The organism is Clostridium sp. SGI.024 (assembly GCF_050315195.1).
Lineage (GTDB): Bacteria > Bacillota > Clostridia > Clostridiales > Clostridiaceae > Clostridium.
Map to the genome: position 1 here is coordinate 15346 of NZ_JBNPON010000040.1, position 18642 is coordinate 33987.

The following is an 18642-nucleotide window of genomic DNA, read 5'->3' on the forward strand; positions in this document are numbered from 1 at the left end:
CGGGAGAAATCCGTCAGTATCTAATTAAGAAATATATTCTTATTTTTCAATACGAGATTCAAAGGCTGCTTTATTTAACATATCATACTAAACTCTCACCTTACTTTAGCTCTCTTTAATGTTTAGTTAAATTACTCTTCCTTCTCACTATCTTTAAAATATTACTTTTTTATATTATAATAATAATTTTTTAAATATTCAATAGATTTTATAATAAAATTTAAATTATTTTATAGATGTTTTAGCATATTATTAGACAACTTCACCTATTAATGAGAAAGGTTGAGCTCTTAATATTTTTACATTTACTAAATCGCCGATAGTAACATTTTCACCAGTGAAGTTAACTAATTTTCCATTTCTAGTTCTTCCAGTAAATTTACTTTTATCATTTTTACTTGGACCTTCAACTAACACTTCAACAATTTTATTTTCATAAGCTTTGTTCTTTTTAATAACACTATCATTAATAGATTTTACTAATCTATCAAATCTATGGTGTTTATCTTCATCTGGAACTTGATTTAACATCATATCAGCTGGAGTATTATTTCTTCTAGAATATATAAATGTAAATGCTGAATCATATTCAACTTTATTTACTAAGTCTAATGTATCTAAGAAATCTTCTTCAGTTTCACCTGGGAATCCAACTATAATATCTGTTGTTAAAGTAACATCAGGTATTTCTTTCTTTATTAAATCAATCAATTCTAAATATGATTCTTTAGTATAATTTCTATTCATTTTCTTAAGAATTCTATTTGAACCACTTTGAACTGGTAAGTGAACTTGTTCACATATTTTATCACATTCTTTTATAGCTAATATAACATCCTTCGTTAAATCTTTTGGATGAGATGACATAAATCTAACTCTTTCAAGGCCTTCAACTTCATTTACTTTTCTTAAAAGCTTAGCAAAATCTATATCTTCTTCTAAGCCCTTACCATAAGAGTTAACATTTTGTCCTAAAAGAGTGATTTCTTTATATCCTTTTGAAACTAAATCTTTAATTTCCTTTATTATATCTTCTGATTTTCTACTTCTTTCTCTACCTCTTACATATGGAACTACGCAATAAGTACAGAAATTATTACATCCATACATTATAGTAACAAATGCTTTAACTGAACTTTCCCTATCTACAGGTATTCCTTCTACAATTTCTGTTTCTTTATTGTATATTTCTTTTACCTGAACACCTTCAGTTTTTACTCTATTTAAATATTCTGGGAACTTAAATGCATTATGTGTACCGAATATTATATTAACATGTGGAAATTTCTTTAATATTTTATCTGCCATACCTTCTTGTTGCATCATGCAACCACAAATAGCAATTATTAAATCAGGATTTTCCTTTTTTAAATGTTTTAATTCACCTAAATTACCAAATACTTTATTTTCTGCATTTTCTCTAACACAACAAGTATTGTATATAATAATTCCAGCTTCTTTTAAATTATCTGTCTTGCTATAACCTATGCTTTTAAGCATTCCTGATAATTTCTCAGAATCCTCTTCATTCATTTGACATCCCCATGTTTCAATATAATACTTTAATTCTTTTAATTCTTCCTTCATAAGTATTCTCCTTCATAGAATTGTATTTTCTCCAGTAACATTATAATAAAAATACTCACATTTTTAAATAGCTATACTTAAATTTGATAATAGTTTGCATTTTAAATTTTTCTTTCCCAAACTAGAATTTTATTAACTTCTTTAAAGCCTATCCATTTATATAGATTAAGTGCTTTTAAATTTGTTGAATCTACTCTTATAAATAAATCTTCTATACCATAATTTTTAGCAGTCTCAATTATTTTGTTTAAAAAAATCTTACTTAACCCTTTTCCCCTATATTTAGTTACAATACCAAAGTTAACAATGGTATACATATTTCTATTAAAAATAATTTGTCCATAACCTACATATTCATTATTAAATATACAAAAAAAGCAAAGCTTTTGTATAAAGTAATCTTGAGTAATATCTGCATAAATATCATCGATAGTTAAAGGTTTTCTATCTAATTGAGCAAAGATATCATTTTGTATTTTACAACGTAGAGTTTCATCTTTTCCTATATAAAAATTTCTAATGGAAACCTCATTATAAATTTCAGCATTAGTTCTATGTTTAAGGGTATTTTCAATTTCATTATAATTATACATAGATACTTTTAGATTTAATAATAAAGTACAATTTTCTTTAACAAATCCTAATTTATCTAATAATATATTTGTTCCTAATTCATCAATTTCTTCATAGCATAAAATATTTTTATCAAAATATGCTAAAGTAGAATTATTAATAATATCTTTATAATCAATGTCTACATATAAAGCCCATACTTTAATATATCTTCCATAACCACCTTCATACCATATATAACCTATATAATTATCATTTACTTTTATAAGACGTATAAATTTTCTATAAATATATTTAATTAAAAAATTTTGTTCTTCGTAGCATCTAAAAAAATCTTTATTATAGGTAGGTACTTTAAAGTTTTTGCTATATATTTCCTTAAATATATCCATATTATTCAATGACAATTTTTCTAACATTATCATATAACCCCTTTTAATCACTATATAACTAGTATATTTCTAATAATATACTTGGTCAATATAATAATAAATAAAAAAATAGGCCAACATATAAATATATATGTGACCTATTTTTTTATTATTTAGCGTCTCTTATACTAAGTGCAATTTTCTTATTTTCTGCATCAACTGAAAGAATTATAGCTTTTACTTCATCGCCAAGTTTTAATACATCAGCTGGATTATTTATTCTTTCATTGCTTATTTTAGAAATATGAACTAATCCATCTACTCCTGGTTCTAATTCAACGAAAGCCCCAAAGTCGCTAATTCTTACAACTTTTCCTAATACTGCAGATCCTTCTGGATATTTCTCTTCAATATTACTCCATGGTTCAGGAGTTAAAGCTTTAATACTTAATGAAATTCTATTTTTTTCTCTATCAGCTTCAATGATTTTAACATCTACTATTTGACCCTTTTTAAGTACACTATCAGCTGATTTAACATGGCTCCATGATATTTCAGATAAATGTATTAATCCATCTACACCATTTATATCAGCAAATGCTCCAAAGTTTGTAAATCTTTTAACTTCAGCCTTAACTATTTCTCCTACTTTTATATTTTCCCATGCTGCATCTTCAATTGCTTTTCTAGCTTCTTCAAGAATAACTCTTCTTGAAGCAACAACTTTAACAGGATTTTCTATTGAGAAGTCTATTAATCTAACTTCTAATTCTGTTCCAACTAAGTTGCTTCTATCATTAGAAAATCTAACATCTACTTGTGATGAAGGAACAAAAATTCTTACCCCATCATAGTAACCTATTAAGCCTTTTTCTATAGCATCCTTAATCTTAATTTTAAATGTTTCTTTGTTGTTAAACTTAGCTTCTAAATCTTTTAAAGTTGCTTTTTTCTCATATTCAAGTCTTGATAAAACTACATTTCCATCTTCATTTTTTAATTTTATAACTTTAGCAGTAATTTCATCTCCTACATTTATTTTTTCAAGGTATGTTTCAAGATTTTCTTCAGAAGTTAATTCTTTAAAAGGTATTACACCGTCAGATTTATATCCAACTAAAGAAATAGTAACTTCATCTCTTCCTATTGATAATATTTCTCCTTTAATCTCATCACCAATTCTAAACCTTCTATCCATTTCTTCCATTAGCTTTAATTGATCTTCCATTTAGTTTATTCCCTCCATAATATTGATTACTTCTTTTATTATCCAGTCGGGAGTAGATGCACCAGCAGTAATCCCAACGGTTTTTCCTTTATTACTTTCAATGAACTCTTTTGTTAGTTCTTTTGAATTTTCAATATGAATTGTATTAGGACAATTATTCTTTGATATTTGATATAGCTTAGTTGTATTAGAGCTATTTCTACCACCAACAACAATCATAGTATCTACAGTTCTAGATAATTCATTGGCACTTTTTTGCCTTTCTTCTGTTGCAGAACAAATTGTATTAAATGCTAATAGTTCTTTTGAACTAGCAGATAAATTACTTACTGTTTTTTTCCATGTTTCTTCTTTTTCTGTAGTTTGAGATACAACACATATTTTTCTTGGTAAATCTTCTTCAAAAGCACCATCCTTAGTAATGATAGCACTATTATTACACCATCCATTAATTCCAATAACTTCTGGATGTTTATTATCTCCTAGGATCACAATATTATATCCTAAGTCTGAGTACTTATTAACTTTTTTGTGTATATTAGTAACATATGGACATGTTGCGTTTACAACAATTAATCCTTTTGCCTCTAAGTTTTCAGAAACTTCCTTAGAAACTCCATGAGACCTTATTACTATTACATCACCTTCATTTAATTTGTCAATTTCATTATAATCAATAGCATAAATATCATTTTCTTCTAAATACATAACAACATCATTATTATGTATTAGAGGTCCTAATGTATAAATTTTCTTATTATATTGTTTTTTTACTTTTAAAGTTTCTTCAACAGCTCTTTGTACACCAAAACAAAATCCTGCATTTTCAGCTAAAATAACTTTACTCATATTAATTCTCCTAAGATTGTATTTTTATTTTTTTATACTTAGGGATATCTTTTCTACAACTTCATCAATTGAAAGGTTAGTTGTATCTATTTCAATAGCGTCTTCTGCCTTTTTTAACGGGTCAACTTCTCTATGGCTATCAATATAATCCCTTTTTATTATATCTTCTAATATAGTAGAATAATCTACTGATAACCCTCTATCTTTTAGTTCCTTATATCTTCTTTCAGCTCTTGCTTCTGGAGTTGCAGTTAGAAAAAACTTAAACTTAGAATCCTTTAATACTACTGTACCAATATCTCTTCCATCCATAATTACATCAAACTTTTTTGACATATCCCTTTGAAGCTTTACTAATTTACTTCTTACTTCTTTTATAGAAGCATATTTAGAAACTATAGAGCTAATCTCAGGCATTGTAATTTTTTCTTGGATATTTTCCCCATTTAAAATTAAATCATCATTTTCAAATTTCATATCAAAAGAATCAATCATAGTGCATAATGCATCTATATCTGTATTCTCTATATTCTTTTCTTTAGCTACTAAAGCTACAGCCCTGTACATTGCACCTGTATTTATATACATTAAATCAAAATTTTTGGCAACTAGTTTTGCAATTGTACTTTTACCAGCTCCAGCTGGTCCATCTATAGCAACTGATATTCTCAAAATAGTATTCCACCTTTCGTCTTTGAAAAACATTTTCATATAAATTATATTATTATTATATATTTTTAACAAGTATTTTATAAATTACTTCCAGCTAAATAACCAGTAGATAACGCTATTTGAACATTATATCCTCCTGTAAAGGCATCAACATCAATAACTTCTCCTGCAAAAGATAAATTGTCTATTAATTTCGATTTCATAGTAGAAGGGTCTATTTCCAAAGTATCTACTCCACCAGAAGTTACTATTGCTTCTTCTATTGGCCTTAACCCTTTAATACTTACCTTCAATCCTTTCATTAAGTTAACTAAATTTTTTCTCTCTTCTTTAGTTATTTCATTAACTTTTTTATTTTCTTCAATATTAGATAAAGAAATAATTATTGGAATTAATTTTTGTGGTAATAATTCATCTAAAGAGTTTTTAAAATCTTTATTTATGTATTTTTTAAAATCTTTTTGAACCCTTTTATCCAATTCATCATGAGTTAGGGCAGGTTTTAAATCTATAAATAAACTATAATTTTTATCATTTTCAATATATCTTGAAGCTTTTAAAATAATAGGCCCTGATAAACCATAGCTTGTAAATAACATCTCCCCTTGATTTTTATATATAGGTTTCTTTAAAGAATCATTAAATAAAGATATTTCAATATTTTTAAGAGTTAAACCAGTTAAAAATTTTATCCAAGTATTCTTTAACTCAATTGGAACTAAAGATGGCTTTACCTTTATTATATTATGTCCAAGAGATTTTGAAAACCTTAAACCATCACCACGAGAACCTGTTGATGGATATGAAACTCCACCAGTAGCAATAATAAAATGATCTGCGTTTATATAATACTGATTATTAACCTCCACAGCCTCTATTTTATTATTACTAAATTTTATATTAGTAACAAGACTATTTAATTTTAGTTCTATATTATTTTTATTTATTTCTTTCATTAATCCTTTAATTATATCAGATGATTTGTCAGAAGCGGGAAAAACCCTACCCCCTCTCTCATTTTTTAGCTTTATACCTTGAGATTCAAAAAAGCTTATTGTATCTTCATTAGTGTAAGAATATAATGCACTATATAAAAAATGAGGATTTCCTGGAATAAAGTCAAAGAATTCTGATATATCCTTACTATTTGTAACATTACATCTACCTTTTCCTGTAATGAATAGTTTTTTACCGACCTTTTCATTTCCATCTAGTAATATAACCTTATTATTTTTTGCAGCTGTTATAGCTGCCATCATACCTGCTGGACCAGCTCCAATTACTATAACCTTTTTCATTACAATCCTCCAAGTATTATTTTTTCTTAATAAATATATCATTTAAAATTATTAAATTCAACTTTATAAATGAAAAACGACCAATTATTGGTCGTCATTATAAAATATAATACTTAATCATCAGCAACATTTTTATTATTATAAGAATATACATTATATTCTCTCCAGATAGATTCTAGACTATTAAAAGTATTAGTTATACTTTGCTTTTCCCTCATTCCAACAGCTATTATTAATGCGTTAATAACAGATAATGGAGCAACTAAGGAATCTACAAATGAAGCCATATTACTTTGTGCTATTAATGAATAGTCAGCTTTTGCAGCTAAAGGTGATAAAAGACTATCTGTTATTGCAACAACATTAGCGCCTCTATCTTGTGCGAAAGCTAAGGCATCAATTGTTCTGGAAGCATATCTTGGGAAACCAATTCCTATAACTAGATCCCCCTCTTCTACATTTATCATTTGTTCAAATATATCCGAAATACCATTTCCAACAGTTTTTACATTTTGTAAAATTATATTAAGATAAAAGCCTAAGAATTCAGCCAAAGCTGTAGAACTTCTAAGCCCAATTATGTATATTCTTTTTGCTTCAAAAATATTCTTTACAACTTCTTCAAAGGTAATATAATTAATTTTTTCTAAAGTAGCTCTTATATTTTCCATATCTGCTTTAAGAACTCCTTTAAGGGCATACCCTTCACTTACATAATCATTAGATAATTCTAATCTTTGAACTGTTGTAAGTTTATTTTTAATCAATTCTTGTAGAGCTTTTTGAAGTTTTGGATATCCTGAGAAGCCAAGTTCATTTGCAAATCTAACTACTGTTGATTCTGAAACTCCTACTGATACACCAAGTTTTGCAGCAGTCATAAAAGCTGCTTTATCATAACTTTTTAAAATATATTCAGCAATTAATTTTTGTCCTTTACTCAATTTTGGGAACCTTGATTGTATTAATCGCATTAAATCTTTTGAGTTATCACTAAGATTAGTATCCATCCATATCCCTTCTTTTCAATTAAACTAAAAATGATAATTCTATATTATCATTTTTTGAATAAATCATCAATATTAATTTCATTTTGCTATAAATTTACTATAAAAACTTGCATCATATTTTTAAGTTGTCAATTCTATTTTTTCTCAATTACAACCAATAGAGGTGAGGTATTCTGTCTATTTAAATAAGATTGAGTAATTACTCCAAACTCATTTTTAGGTAAAGTTTTTAAGTATTCTAAAATGCAAGTTTCCTCTATTTTCCCTTCATCATGCCCTCTATAAATACATATGGTCATTATTCCACCACTTCTTAATAAATCTAACCCTTCTTTAATACTTGCAAGGGAAGTTTCATGTAATGTTGTTATATCTTTATTTCCACCTGGCAAAAATCCTAAGTTATACATAATACAATCAACTTTTTCATCAATATATTTATTTAGTAAATGGTGAGAATCATTTATTATTCTAACATTTTCTTTATTCTTATTTTTATAATTTTCACAGGCTTCTTTTTGAATATCAAAGGAATATACCTTATTAAATAAAGAAGATAAAAAATCCGTATCATAACCATTCCCTAAAGTTCCATCTATTGCCACGCTTTTATTTTCAACAAAATCTCTAATTATATAATGGGATAAGTCACTAATATTACCTACATACTTAAACATAATTCACCTCTATAATGAATTTAAATATTTTAATTCATTTTCTGTTAAGTTTCTCCACTGGCCTTTTTTTAGATAACCTAATTTTATTTCCCCAATAGATACTCTATTTAAAGAAATAACATCGTGACCAAGGACTTCACACATTCTTCTTATTTGTCTATTTTTACCTTCGTGAATTGTAATTTCCACCAATGTATTAATAGAATTATTTTTTCCTTTTTCCTTATCAAGTATTTCTATTTTAGACTTTGCAGTAATATATCCCCCAATATCTATACCACTTTCAAATTTTATAAGCTCCTCTTTAGTAAATTCACCTTTACATAATACAATATACTTCTTTCCTACTTTAACCCTTGGATGAATTATTTTATTATATATTTCCCCATCATTGGTTAATAATATTAATCCTGAACTATCATAATCCAACCTTCCAATTGGATAAATTCTTTCATCAACTTTAACTAAATCTAAAATAGTTTTTCTTCCTTTTTCATCCTTTACAGAAGTTATATACCCTTCAGGTTTATTAAGCATAATATAAACCTTCTTTTCTTCAGGTTTTATTATTTTACCTTCATAAGAAACAATATCTACTTCTGCATCTATTTTAACTCCAAGTTCATTTATTATCTTATCATTTACTTTAACTTTTCCACTAAGTATTATTTCTTCACATTTACGTCTAGATGCTATACCACACCTTGCCATATACTTTTGTAATCTTTCTTCCATACTAATCACTCCGAATTTTTAATAAACACTTAATATAGTACTCTAGTATAAAGTTTTGTGCAATAAATTTGTTTATAAGTATACTCTTTCTATATATTTTTCATATAACAAAAAGAGCTACCTAAGTAGCCCTTAATTAACATATAGTTATTCTAAATTTTCTAATAAATTATCTAAACTTCTTTTTAAATCAATAGCTTCTTCTAATGGAAGCTTGATATTACATAATACTTTTTTTGGGATATCAATAGCTTTTTCTTTAAGAGAAGCGCCTTTTTCAGTTAGCTCAGCTATAACAACTCTATCGTCACTTTTATCCCTATATCTTTTAATAAGTTCCATAGATTCTAATTTTTTTAACAATGGAGTTAAAGTTCCAGAGTCTAGATGTAACCTATTACCAATATGTTTTACACTTGCTTTTTCCTCTTCCCATAATACAATCATTACAATATATTGTGTATAAGTTAGATTTAATTCATCAAGCATAGGTTTATATAACTTAATTATTTCTCTTGATAAAGCGTATAAAGAGAAACATAATTGATTATCTAATTTTAGACTACTATATTTATTCATAATTTATTCACCCACAATATAAATATCAAATTTAATTTTATTAAATTAAATAGATTTTACATTTTTATATTATTTATGTCAATATATATTGTATAAATATAATTTTTTTATAATATTTTTTCTATATCTTCTTTTATTTTTAATGGAGATGTTGTAGGTGAATATCTTTTTATTACATTTCCATTTCTATCAATTAAGAATTTTGTAAAATTCCATTTAATATCTTTAGTAAGTATTCCTTTTTCTTGATCCTTTAAATATTTATATATTGGATGTGCATTACTTCCATTAACATCTATTTTTTCAAACATATTAAATGTAACTCCATAATTAATTTGGCAGAAATTCTTAACTTCATTATTATCTCCTGGCTCTTGATTTAAGAATTGATTACATGGGAAACCTAATATTTCTACCCCTGAATCCTTATATTCTTTATATAAATCTTCAAGATCTTTAAGTTGAGGTGTGAATCCACATTTACTTGCTGTATTAACAACTAATACAATCTTTCCTTTGTAATTATTCATATTTACTTCTTTTCCATTAATATCATTTGCTTTAAAATCATAAAAATTCATTTGAAATCCTCCATTAATATATTTATTAAAATTTAATTGTATACAATTAAATATATTTTATGCCTTTAATTTATATAAATCAACAATTATGAAGAAAATGTTTGTTTTATTTATATAATATAACTTTGTTTATTTTTTTATAATATGTATTGTTTAATAATAAGGCCTTAAGAATTGTTATTTCCTAGGGCCAATTTAACTTTATTTGAATAGATCCTTTAGAATATCTTTTACGCTTTTCTTTATTTTATTTACTTTTTCATTATTATTTATGTTATATAACGGTTTTTTATATCGATTATTTAAATAATCAATATAATTTAAATTATCATTAATAGCTGAGCAAATTGAAAATATTATAATAGGGGTTAACTTAGGGATTTTCCATAATAAAACTCCTTTTTATTGCTTTAATAATACATTATATATATTTATAAAATTATTGTTATTATTTTATATGACATTTTTTATATAAAGAATTATTAATTATTATTTACATAATATTATAAATGTAGAAATCATTATCAAATTAATATAAAATAATAAGGTCGATATTAATTTTTGGAGGAAGTTACATGAAAAATTTTTTTAAAAAGATTATATATAATAATTGGATTTTTATAACTATGATTTTAATAGTCCAAGCTAAATCAATGTTATTGTTATCAATGCTAAGAACAAAAGATTCATCAACTATTAATTTAGCTACTATGTACTTTGGTGTACCACCTATAGTGGCACATATACTAATAATTATTTTTATATTTAGTTTTATTTATTTATTTAAATACAAAGGTAAAATTCGTGCTGCTATAACTGTAGATATTATTATATCTATTCTATTTTTATTAGATATTTGGTACTACAGAGCTAATGGTACTTTTTTATCAATAAGACACTTAATTCATCCAGAGATATTTAATCCAATAGGTAAAAGTTTATTAAACTTTAGGATAATAGATTTACTATTTTTTGCAGATTTCTTAGTTTTATTTATTTTATTTAGGTTTAAGAAAATTAGAGATTATAGAGATAATTCAAAATTATTTTTAAGAATAGTTAAAGCTACAACTATATTTATAACAAGTGGAATATTAATTTATTTATGTCATTATTTTATAGATGTTAAGCCAATAAAAGAAGGAAAAGCATTTTTAAGATTATCTTGGGCTCCTTATCAAAGCTTTAGTGATATGAGTCCTTTAGGATATCATGGATATGATTTATTTTATTATACAGGTCTAAATAAAAAATTAACTTCTTCAGAAGTAGAAGAAATTGATAATTGGTTTAAAGATAACAAAGAAGATATAGAAGATAATGAATTTGCTGGATATCTAGAAGGAAAAAACTTAATAGCTATACAAGTAGAGTCTTTAGAAAATTTTGTTATAAATCAAAAAGTTAATGGTCAAGAAATAACACCAACTTTAAATAAGTTATTATCAAATAGTTTATATTTTGATAATATCTATGAACAAAATAACTCTGGTACAAGCTCTGATGCAGACTTAATGGTTAATACCTCCATGTTTCCAGTAAGAAATAATAGTACTTTTCCAACCTATCCATGGACTAGTTACAATAGTCTTCAAATGCTTTTAAAGGATAAAGGATATACTACAATATCAACTCATGCAGAACTACCAGGAAGCTGGAACTGGGCAGAACCACATAAAGCATTTGAAACAGATAAGCTTTGGGAGCTAAAAGACTTTAATCTAGATGAAGTTATAGGACCAGGTTTGTCAGATGAATCATATTTAAAACAAATTGCTAATAAATTAAAGGATGAAAAGGAACCATATTATACTTTTATAGCTACCTTAACAAGCCATGGCCCCTTTGAAATTCCAGATGAGAAAAAGTTATTAAACTTACCTAAAGAATTAGATGAAAATATGATGGGTTGTTATTTCCAAAGTATAAGATATACAGATGAAGCCATAAAACTATTCTTAGAAGAGCTTGATAAAAATGGCCAACTAGATAATACAGTAATAATAATTTATGGAGATCACTGTGGTGTTCACAAATTCTATGAAGATTTGATAACAGATGCTCCACTTGAAGGTGATTGGTGGAAGGATAACCATAAAAAAATACCTTTTATTATCTATAATAAAGATATAAAGGCTACTACAATTTCTAAAGCTGGTGGACAAGTTGACTTCTTACCTACTATATCTTATTTATTAGGTGTAGATAAGGAAAAGTTTGTTGAAACTTCTATGGGACGTATTTTAGTTAATACTAATAGAAATTCAACAATTTTAAATAGTGGTGAAATTATAGGTAATCCTATAGATGATAAAGAAAAGAACTTATTACAAAATATATTTAAAATTGCTGATAATATTATTGAAGGTAACTATTTTAAGCTTAAAAATAATTAAGAAAGAGCACTTCCCTTTTTAGTTAGGAAGTGCTTTTTATAATACCGCAAAAATATTTACAATATTTCCCAGTAAATAATTATTAATTTAGTCTTTGAATTATTTCTAAGTTATATTTATTTAGTATTTCTAAATCTATCTCTTTATTAAATTCCATAAGCTGACTTATAATTATATTTCCTTCAGTTTTATAGCTTAATATTTTTCCTTTAGCCTCATCTTTAAAATCACTCCATGTCCATAGATGAGCAGTGCCTTCAGTTGCTTTAATTTCATATATATACTTTTTTGACATTAAAATATATTGAGATAACAATAACCTTTTGTTATTTACATCATAGATATATTCTTTAGAATATCCCTTAATACATTCTCTTTTTTCTTTATCTAAATTTAAATAATTAATATACATTTCTTTAAACTTTCCCATTTAAATACTCCATAAATATATTTTTATTATAAAGTATTATATCATTCTTATATAAAAATTAAAAATTCAAATATTAGACTTTTAAAAATATGAATTAAAATAGTTTTAATACATTTGCCATTTCAATTGCAGAAACAGCAGCATCATATCCTTTATTACCAGCTTTGGTTCCTGCTCTTTCAATAGCTTGTTCAATTGAATCAGTTGTAAGTACTCCAAAAATTACTGTTTTTTCATATTCTAGTGAAACAGTTGCAATTCCCTTTGAAGCCTCAGCACATACATAATCAAAATGTGGAGTTGAACCTTTAATAACTGCCCCTAAACATATAACTGCATCATACTTTTCACTTTTTACCATTTTCTTAGCTACTAATGGAAGCTCAAAAGCTCCAGGAACTAACGAAAGTTCTATATCTTCCTCATTAACGCCATGCCTTTTAAGTCCATCCATGGCACCATCTATTAACTTAGATACGATAAAATCATTAAATCTAGCTGCTACTATTCCAATTTTTAAATCTTTTCCTATTAAATTTCCTTCTAATAACTTCATATTAATACCTCCAAAATTTACTATAATAAAATGTGATTCATTTTTTCTTTTTTAGTCTTTAGATAAAATTCATTTATATTATTTTCCTTTATTTGTATAGGAACTCTTTCGAGTACCTTTATTCCAAACTCATTTAATCCATTAATTTTCTCTGGATTATTTGTCATAAGTCTAATATTAAAGACATTTAGAGACTTTAAGATTGATGCTGCTATATCATAAGTTCTTAAATCTGGACTAAAACCTAATTTTATATTTGCTTCTACAGTATCATAGCCTTCTTCTTGCAGTTTATAAGACTTAAGCTTATTTATTAATCCAATACCTCTTCCTTCTTGTCTCATATATATTAATATTCCAGTTCCCTCTTTAGCTATATTTCTTAATGCTAACTCTAATTGCTCTCCACAATCACACCTCTTAGAACCAAAAACATCCCCTGTTAAACATTCTGAATGAATTCTAATTAGCACAGAGTCAGCATTTTCTATATCTCCCAAAACCAAAGCTATATGCTCTTTCCCTGATATTTTTTCAGTAAATCCATACATTTTAAAATTTCCATATTTAGTTGGCATCTCAACTTCAGTTTCAGTTTTTATTAATATTTCTTTCTTTTCCCTATATTTAACTAAATCATCTATTGTAATAATCTTTAAATTATGAGATTCTGCAAAAAGAAATAAATCCTCTGTTCTTGCCATAGTCCCATCATCTTTCATAATTTCACAAATTACTCCAGCTTCCTTTAATCCAGCCAATTTAGCTAAATCTACAGCAGCTTCTGTATGACCTCTTCTTTCTAAAACCCCATTTTCCTTTGCTATTAATGGGAACATATGACCAGGTCTTCTAAAATCTTTACTTATACTATTTTCATCTATTACCTTTTTAATTGTTAAAGCTCTTTCATAAGCAGAAATACCAGTAGTTGTGTCAATATGATCTATAGAAACAGTAAATGCAGTTTCATGATTATCAGTATTTAAACTTACCATAGTCCTTATATTTAACTTTTCAGCTAAAGTATTTTTTATTGGCATACATATTAATCCCTTACCAAAACTAGCCATAAAGTTTATTGAATCAGCATTAACTTTTTCAGCAGCCATTAAAAGATCGCCTTCATTTTCTCTTCCTTCATCATCCATAACTATTATCATTTTCCCAGCTTTTATATCTTCAATTGCTTCTTCTATTGAATTAAATTTAAACATAACATTACCTCCTACATAAAACCATTTTCTCTTAAAAAGTTTTCATTTATTTTAGATTCAGTACATGTATTCTTATTATTAAAATTCATAAAGCTTTCAATATATTTACCCACTATATCAAATTCGATATTTACCAAATCTCCTGTTTTTTTATCTAGTAAAGTGGTTTCTTTGCTTGTATGTGGTATTATTGATAGCAAAAATTTCTCATTATCAACATAAGCTACTGTTAAGCTTATACCATCTATTGCTATGGAACCTTTTTCTACTATGTATTTTATGAAATGTGATAATGGCTTAATAGTAATTAAAATTGATTTATCATCCTTAACTATAGATGTTATTTCACCAGTGGAATCTATATGTCCACTTACAATATGTCCACCAAATCTACCATTTGAACTTAATGCTCTTTCTAAATTTACTTTAGAACCTTTACTTAAATCACCTAAGTTACTTCTTTTTAATGTTTCTAAAACCACATCTGCTTCAAAAGTTTTATTATTTAATTTAGTAACAGTAAGACAAACACCATTAACGGAAATACTATCACCTAAGTTAGTATTTTCTAATACCTTATTTGCTTCTATTTTTATGCTACAATGTTTAACACCTTTTTTTATTTCATTTACAATACCTACTTCTTCTACTATTCCTGTAAACAAATTATCATCTCCTTATATAAGAAGTTATTAAAATATCTTCACCTAAATATTCAATTTTAAGGTTAGAAGCTTTGAAAGAATTAGTTAATAAATCTATTCCTTTACCCTCAACAAAGGTTTTTGATTCTTTTCCACCTATTATTACAGGTGCCATAAATAGCATTAACTTATCTATAATTCCAGCTTCTAATGCTGAATAATTAACTTCTCCTCCACCTTCAAGAAGAATACTATCAATTTTCATTTCACCTAATTTAATCATTAATTTATTTAAATCTACTTTATTATTTATGCTATCTATTGTTATTACTTTAGCCTTTAATTCTTCCACCAATGCTTTTTTATTTAAATCAATATTTTTAGTAGTGGCAATAATTGTTTCATACTTATAAGCTGTTTTTAATATTTTTGAATCTAATGGAATTCTAAGGTTGCTATCCAATATAATTCTTATAGGATTTCTTCCACCATGAATATTACAATTTAAGGTTGGATCATCAATAATGACTGTATTTACACCAACCATTATTCCACGTAATTCATTTCTCAACTCATTAACTTTTGCTCTTGAAGTAGCACCAGTTATCCATTTAGATTCTCCTGTTTTTGTTGCAATTTTCCCATCTAAAGAAACTCCTGACTTTAAAACTACAAAAGGAAGCTTAGTTTTTATGTATTTTATAAAAACTTCATTTAATTTTAAACATTCTTCTTCTAAAACCCCCACTTTAACCTCTATTCCTAGACTCTTCAATTTTTCTATACTTTTACCAGAAACTAAGGGGTTAGGATCTAAATGTCCAATTACAACCTTAGATATACCTGATGAAATTAATTTATCTACACAAGGTGGAGTCTTTCCATAATGAAAGCATGGTTCTAGAGTTACATATATAGTTGCTCCTTTAACGTCATCTGTTGCATTGTTTATAGCCTCTATTTCAGCATGATTTCCACCATATTTACTATGATATCCTTGTCCAATTATTTCCCCATTTTTTACAATAACTGCTCCTACCAATGGATTTGGATTAACCTTTCCTTTTCCTTTCTTGGCTAATTCAATTGCCATCTTCATAAATTTCTCTTCCATAGCATCACTCCTTTTTTATTCTTAAGAATTAAAAAAGTCCTGAGAATAAACTCAGGACAATAAATCTTTGTAAAATAATACTATTAAAAGCACATAATATTGTTAATTATATATCATAAATATAATTAAAAAAGCTCTGAAATATAAAAATATTCCAGAGCAAAATAATTAACAAATATTAATAAACATAATTTATAAGTATAAATTACAAATAAAATATCTTCTTCCATCCAGACTTTACTGTCGGCCTCGGAGTTTCACCGAATCATGCTAAATAGCTCGCGGGCTTTACCGCCGGTAGGGAATTTCACCCTGCCCTGAAGATTTATTAAGTTTTATATTGTTATTATATTATCAATATATATATTTGTCAATATTTTCTTATTATTTATTCAACATCATATAACTTATAATATTTATTCTTTAAGTAAGCTATAAAGTATTTAGAATTAAGTTCTTCTCCAGTAATTCTCTTTATAAGTTCTTCAGGAGTATAAATAGCACCATGTACATGTACTTTTTCATTTAACCACTTAGTAACTTCAGTTAAATTTCCATTCTTAACTTCTTCCATTACATTTGGATTTTCCTTTAACAGTGTATTAAACATTTGTGCACCATATAGATTTCCTAAAGCATAACTTGGGAAGTACCCAAAAGATCCATCTGACCAATGCATATCTTGAAGAATTCCTTCAGCATCATTTTTAGGTTCTACTCCTAAATATTCCTTATACTTCTTATTCCATATATCTTTAACTTCATTTACAGTTATTCTTCCATTAATTAATTCTTTTTCAATTTCATATCTAATTATAATATGAAGTCCATAAGTTAATTCATCAGCTTCAGTTCTAATTAATGATGTTTCAACATAATTCATAGCTTCATAGAATTCATCTAAAGTAACATCTTTGAAGTCATCAAAATATTCCTTAGCCACAGGTAAAAGATATGAACAGAATTCCTTACTTCTTCCTAATATGTTTTCATAGAATCTTGATTGTGATTCGTGAATTGCCATAGAAGCTCCTTGTTGTAATCCTGTTGATTCTAAATCATCACTAATATTTTGTTCGTAGATTCCATGTCCACCTTCATGTATTGTGCTAAATAAAGCTGATGTAAACTCATCTTCATGATAATTAGTAGTTAATCTAACATCTTTATTTCCAAAATTAGTTGTAAAAGGATGTACACTTACATCTAATCTACCAGCTTCCATATCAAAGCCTATTTTATTTAAAATAAATAAAGATAACTCTTTTTGCTTGTCTGCATCAAAGTGTCCATATAAGAAATCACGATTTAACTTCTTTTTACTTCCCTTAACTTTATTTAATACTTCAATTATGCCATCCTTTAATTCAGAAAAAATCTTATCTAGCTTTTCTGTAGTAAGCCCTAATTCATATTTATCTAATAAAGTATCATATTTGTCATTTTTATATCCCCAATAATTAATGAATTCCTTTTGAAACTCAACTACTTTTTCCAAATAAGGTTTAAATATTTCGAAATCACTAGCATCTTTTGCCTTCTCCCATGCTATTTCTGAGTTACTACAAAGACCTACATATTCTACATATCTATCTTGTGGTATTTTCTTTGTTTCATTATAATTCTTTTCTAGCTCTTGAAGCATTCTTTTTTCTATTGTATTCATTTTATCTTTATAAGGAGTTAAATCACTAATAAACTCTCCTACTTTTGGACTTGTAATCATTTTAAATGCTTCTCCAGATAGATACTCTAAAACCTTTCCTCTTGATTCACCAGCCTTACTTGGTATATTAGTTCTCATATCCCAATAAATTATGCCAATTGCTTGTTCTAATCTTTCATATTGGCTTAAATAATCTTTTAATTCATCTATTTTTTTCTTTAATTCCATGTCTTTTCCTCCTAATATAAGTTTAACTTAATATAAATATACCATATATTAGATATATATAAAAATAATTTATATTAATTTTACACATATTTCTAAAAGATGAATTATGCAAATAAACTTTCTATCTCATATGTTATTCTTTTAGGAGAAGAGGAAGAAAATAATAGAACAATTTATATAAAAGATATGAAAAGTGGAATTCAAGAAATAATAAATTTTCAAGACATTAAT

Annotated in this window: 16 protein-coding genes, 2 pseudogenes, 1 riboswitch and 1 other annotated feature (1 of these 20 only partly in view); of the genes and pseudogenes, 2 read left to right on the forward strand and 16 right to left on the reverse strand. The window is 26.3% G+C overall.

Annotated elements, in window-relative coordinates:
- Nucleotides 1-157 (reverse strand) — a binding site (T-box leader); it reaches 98 nt to the left of the window's first position.
- A 95-nt stretch (nucleotides 158-252) separates the two neighbouring features.
- The 10 genes and pseudogenes from miaB to ACQRD5_RS11450 all read right to left on the reverse strand — a co-directional run bounded on the left by miaB (nucleotide 253) and on the right by ACQRD5_RS11450 (nucleotide 10160).
- Complete coding sequence (miaB, locus tag ACQRD5_RS11405; protein WP_291625859.1) at nucleotides 253-1587, reverse strand: tRNA (N6-isopentenyl adenosine(37)-C2)-methylthiotransferase MiaB; 1335 nt, start codon at nucleotides 1585-1587, stop codon at nucleotides 253-255.
- A gap of 101 nt (nucleotides 1588-1688) precedes the next feature.
- Nucleotides 1689-2579 carry a GNAT family N-acetyltransferase gene (locus ACQRD5_RS11410; RefSeq protein WP_291625861.1) on the reverse strand — a complete coding sequence of 297 codons (891 nt, stop codon included), beginning with the start codon at nucleotides 2577-2579 and terminating at the stop codon, nucleotides 1689-1691.
- A 121-nt stretch (nucleotides 2580-2700) separates the two neighbouring features.
- Nucleotides 2701-4608, reverse strand: a pseudogene (locus ACQRD5_RS11415) (bifunctional 4-hydroxy-3-methylbut-2-enyl diphosphate reductase/30S ribosomal protein S1).
- 24 nt (nucleotides 4609-4632) lie between these two features.
- Nucleotides 4633-5280 carry a (d)CMP kinase gene (cmk, locus tag ACQRD5_RS11420; RefSeq protein ID WP_294169396.1) on the reverse strand — a complete coding sequence of 216 codons (648 nt, stop codon included), beginning with the start codon at nucleotides 5278-5280 and terminating at the stop codon, nucleotides 4633-4635.
- A 77-nt stretch (nucleotides 5281-5357) separates the two neighbouring features.
- Complete coding sequence (locus ACQRD5_RS11425) at nucleotides 5358-6578, reverse strand: NAD(P)/FAD-dependent oxidoreductase (protein WP_291625865.1); 1221 nt, start codon at nucleotides 6576-6578, stop codon at nucleotides 5358-5360.
- Nucleotides 6579-6691: 113 nt separating this feature from the next.
- Nucleotides 6692-7588 carry a MurR/RpiR family transcriptional regulator gene (locus tag ACQRD5_RS11430; protein WP_291625867.1) on the reverse strand — a complete coding sequence of 299 codons (897 nt, stop codon included), beginning with the start codon at nucleotides 7586-7588 and terminating at the stop codon, nucleotides 6692-6694.
- 134 nt (nucleotides 7589-7722) lie between these two features.
- Nucleotides 7723-8265: a class I SAM-dependent methyltransferase gene (locus ACQRD5_RS11435; RefSeq protein WP_321129498.1), complete on the reverse strand. Its 543-nt coding sequence runs from the start codon at nucleotides 8263-8265 to the stop codon at nucleotides 7723-7725.
- Between the two features lie 9 nt (nucleotides 8266-8274).
- On the reverse strand, nucleotides 8275-9000 hold the full coding sequence (locus tag ACQRD5_RS11440; protein WP_294362286.1) for a pseudouridine synthase: 726 nt from the start codon (nucleotides 8998-9000) through the stop codon (nucleotides 8275-8277).
- A 147-nt stretch (nucleotides 9001-9147) separates the two neighbouring features.
- Nucleotides 9148-9579, reverse strand: a complete 432-nt coding sequence (locus tag ACQRD5_RS11445) for a MarR family winged helix-turn-helix transcriptional regulator (RefSeq protein WP_291625876.1) — start codon at nucleotides 9577-9579, stop codon at nucleotides 9148-9150.
- 107 nt (nucleotides 9580-9686) lie between these two features.
- Nucleotides 9687-10160, reverse strand: coding sequence for a glutathione peroxidase (locus tag ACQRD5_RS11450; RefSeq protein WP_291625878.1), 474 nt, complete (start codon nucleotides 10158-10160; stop codon nucleotides 9687-9689).
- 575 nt (nucleotides 10161-10735) lie between these two features.
- Between ACQRD5_RS11450 and ACQRD5_RS11455 the strand changes: the two genes are divergently transcribed.
- A complete protein-coding gene (locus ACQRD5_RS11455) occupies nucleotides 10736-12556 on the forward strand; it encodes an LTA synthase family protein (RefSeq protein WP_427746832.1) in 1821 nt (606 codons plus the stop codon).
- Nucleotides 12557-12638: 82 nt separating this feature from the next.
- Here the strand turns inward: ACQRD5_RS11455 and ACQRD5_RS11460 are convergent, their stop codons facing one another.
- From ACQRD5_RS11460 to ACQRD5_RS11485, 6 genes are all read right to left on the reverse strand, one after another.
- A complete protein-coding gene (locus ACQRD5_RS11460) occupies nucleotides 12639-12986 on the reverse strand; it encodes a hypothetical protein (RefSeq protein WP_294169008.1) in 348 nt (115 codons plus the stop codon).
- A 94-nt stretch (nucleotides 12987-13080) separates the two neighbouring features.
- On the reverse strand, nucleotides 13081-13542 hold the full coding sequence (gene ribH, locus ACQRD5_RS11465; RefSeq protein WP_427746833.1) for a 6,7-dimethyl-8-ribityllumazine synthase: 462 nt from the start codon (nucleotides 13540-13542) through the stop codon (nucleotides 13081-13083).
- Between the two features lie 20 nt (nucleotides 13543-13562).
- On the reverse strand, nucleotides 13563-14759 hold the full coding sequence (locus ACQRD5_RS11470) for a bifunctional 3,4-dihydroxy-2-butanone-4-phosphate synthase/GTP cyclohydrolase II (RefSeq protein ID WP_427746834.1): 1197 nt from the start codon (nucleotides 14757-14759) through the stop codon (nucleotides 13563-13565).
- A gap of 11 nt (nucleotides 14760-14770) precedes the next feature.
- On the reverse strand, nucleotides 14771-15424 hold the full coding sequence (locus ACQRD5_RS11475) for a riboflavin synthase (RefSeq protein WP_427746835.1): 654 nt from the start codon (nucleotides 15422-15424) through the stop codon (nucleotides 14771-14773).
- Between the two features lie 4 nt (nucleotides 15425-15428).
- The gene (ribD, locus tag ACQRD5_RS11480; RefSeq protein ID WP_320628150.1) at nucleotides 15429-16517 is read right to left on the reverse strand and encodes a bifunctional diaminohydroxyphosphoribosylaminopyrimidine deaminase/5-amino-6-(5-phosphoribosylamino)uracil reductase RibD; all 1089 of its coding nucleotides are present in this window, start codon (nucleotides 16515-16517) and stop codon (nucleotides 15429-15431) included.
- A 214-nt stretch (nucleotides 16518-16731) separates the two neighbouring features.
- Nucleotides 16732-16846, reverse strand: a riboswitch (FMN riboswitch).
- Nucleotides 16847-16905: 59 nt separating this feature from the next.
- Nucleotides 16906-18411, reverse strand: coding sequence for a carboxypeptidase M32 (locus ACQRD5_RS11485; protein WP_308779910.1), 1506 nt, complete (start codon nucleotides 18409-18411; stop codon nucleotides 16906-16908).
- 99 nt (nucleotides 18412-18510) lie between these two features.
- On the opposite strand from ACQRD5_RS11485, the pseudogene ACQRD5_RS11490 reads away from it, so the two are divergent.
- Nucleotides 18511-18642 (forward strand): annotated as a pseudogene (locus ACQRD5_RS11490) (histidine--tRNA ligase); the annotation flags it as partial.

Bases quoted from the DNA above. Each gene is read 5' to 3' on its own strand.
- miaB (WP_291625859.1), bottom strand. From the start codon at position 1,587: ATGAAGGAAGAATTAAAAGAATTAAAGTATTATATTGAAACATGGGGA.
- ACQRD5_RS11410 (WP_291625861.1), bottom strand. From the start codon at position 2,579: ATGTTAGAAAAATTGTCATTGAATAATATGGATATATTTAAGGAAATA.
- ACQRD5_RS11425 (WP_291625865.1), bottom strand. From the start codon at position 6,578: ATGAAAAAGGTTATAGTAATTGGAGCTGGTCCAGCAGGTATGATGGCA.
- ACQRD5_RS11430 (WP_291625867.1), bottom strand. From the start codon at position 7,588: ATGGATACTAATCTTAGTGATAACTCAAAAGATTTAATGCGATTAATA.
- ACQRD5_RS11435 (WP_321129498.1), bottom strand. From the start codon at position 8,265: ATGTTTAAGTATGTAGGTAATATTAGTGACTTATCCCATTATATAATT.
- ACQRD5_RS11440 (WP_294362286.1), bottom strand. From the start codon at position 9,000: ATGGAAGAAAGATTACAAAAGTATATGGCAAGGTGTGGTATAGCATCT.
- ACQRD5_RS11445 (WP_291625876.1), bottom strand. From the start codon at position 9,579: ATGAATAAATATAGTAGTCTAAAATTAGATAATCAATTATGTTTCTCT.
- ACQRD5_RS11450 (WP_291625878.1), bottom strand. From the start codon at position 10,160: ATGAATTTTTATGATTTTAAAGCAAATGATATTAATGGAAAAGAAGTA.
- ACQRD5_RS11455 (WP_427746832.1), top strand. From the start codon at position 10,736: ATGAAAAATTTTTTTAAAAAGATTATATATAATAATTGGATTTTTATA.
- ACQRD5_RS11460 (WP_294169008.1), bottom strand. From the start codon at position 12,986: ATGGGAAAGTTTAAAGAAATGTATATTAATTATTTAAATTTAGATAAA.
- ribH (WP_427746833.1), bottom strand. From the start codon at position 13,542: ATGAAGTTATTAGAAGGAAATTTAATAGGAAAAGATTTAAAAATTGGA.
- ACQRD5_RS11470 (WP_427746834.1), bottom strand. From the start codon at position 14,759: ATGTTTAAATTTAATTCAATAGAAGAAGCAATTGAAGATATAAAAGCT.
- ribD (WP_320628150.1), bottom strand. From the start codon at position 16,517: ATGGAAGAGAAATTTATGAAGATGGCAATTGAATTAGCCAAGAAAGGA.
- ACQRD5_RS11485 (WP_308779910.1), bottom strand. From the start codon at position 18,411: ATGGAATTAAAGAAAAAAATAGATGAATTAAAAGATTATTTAAGCCAA.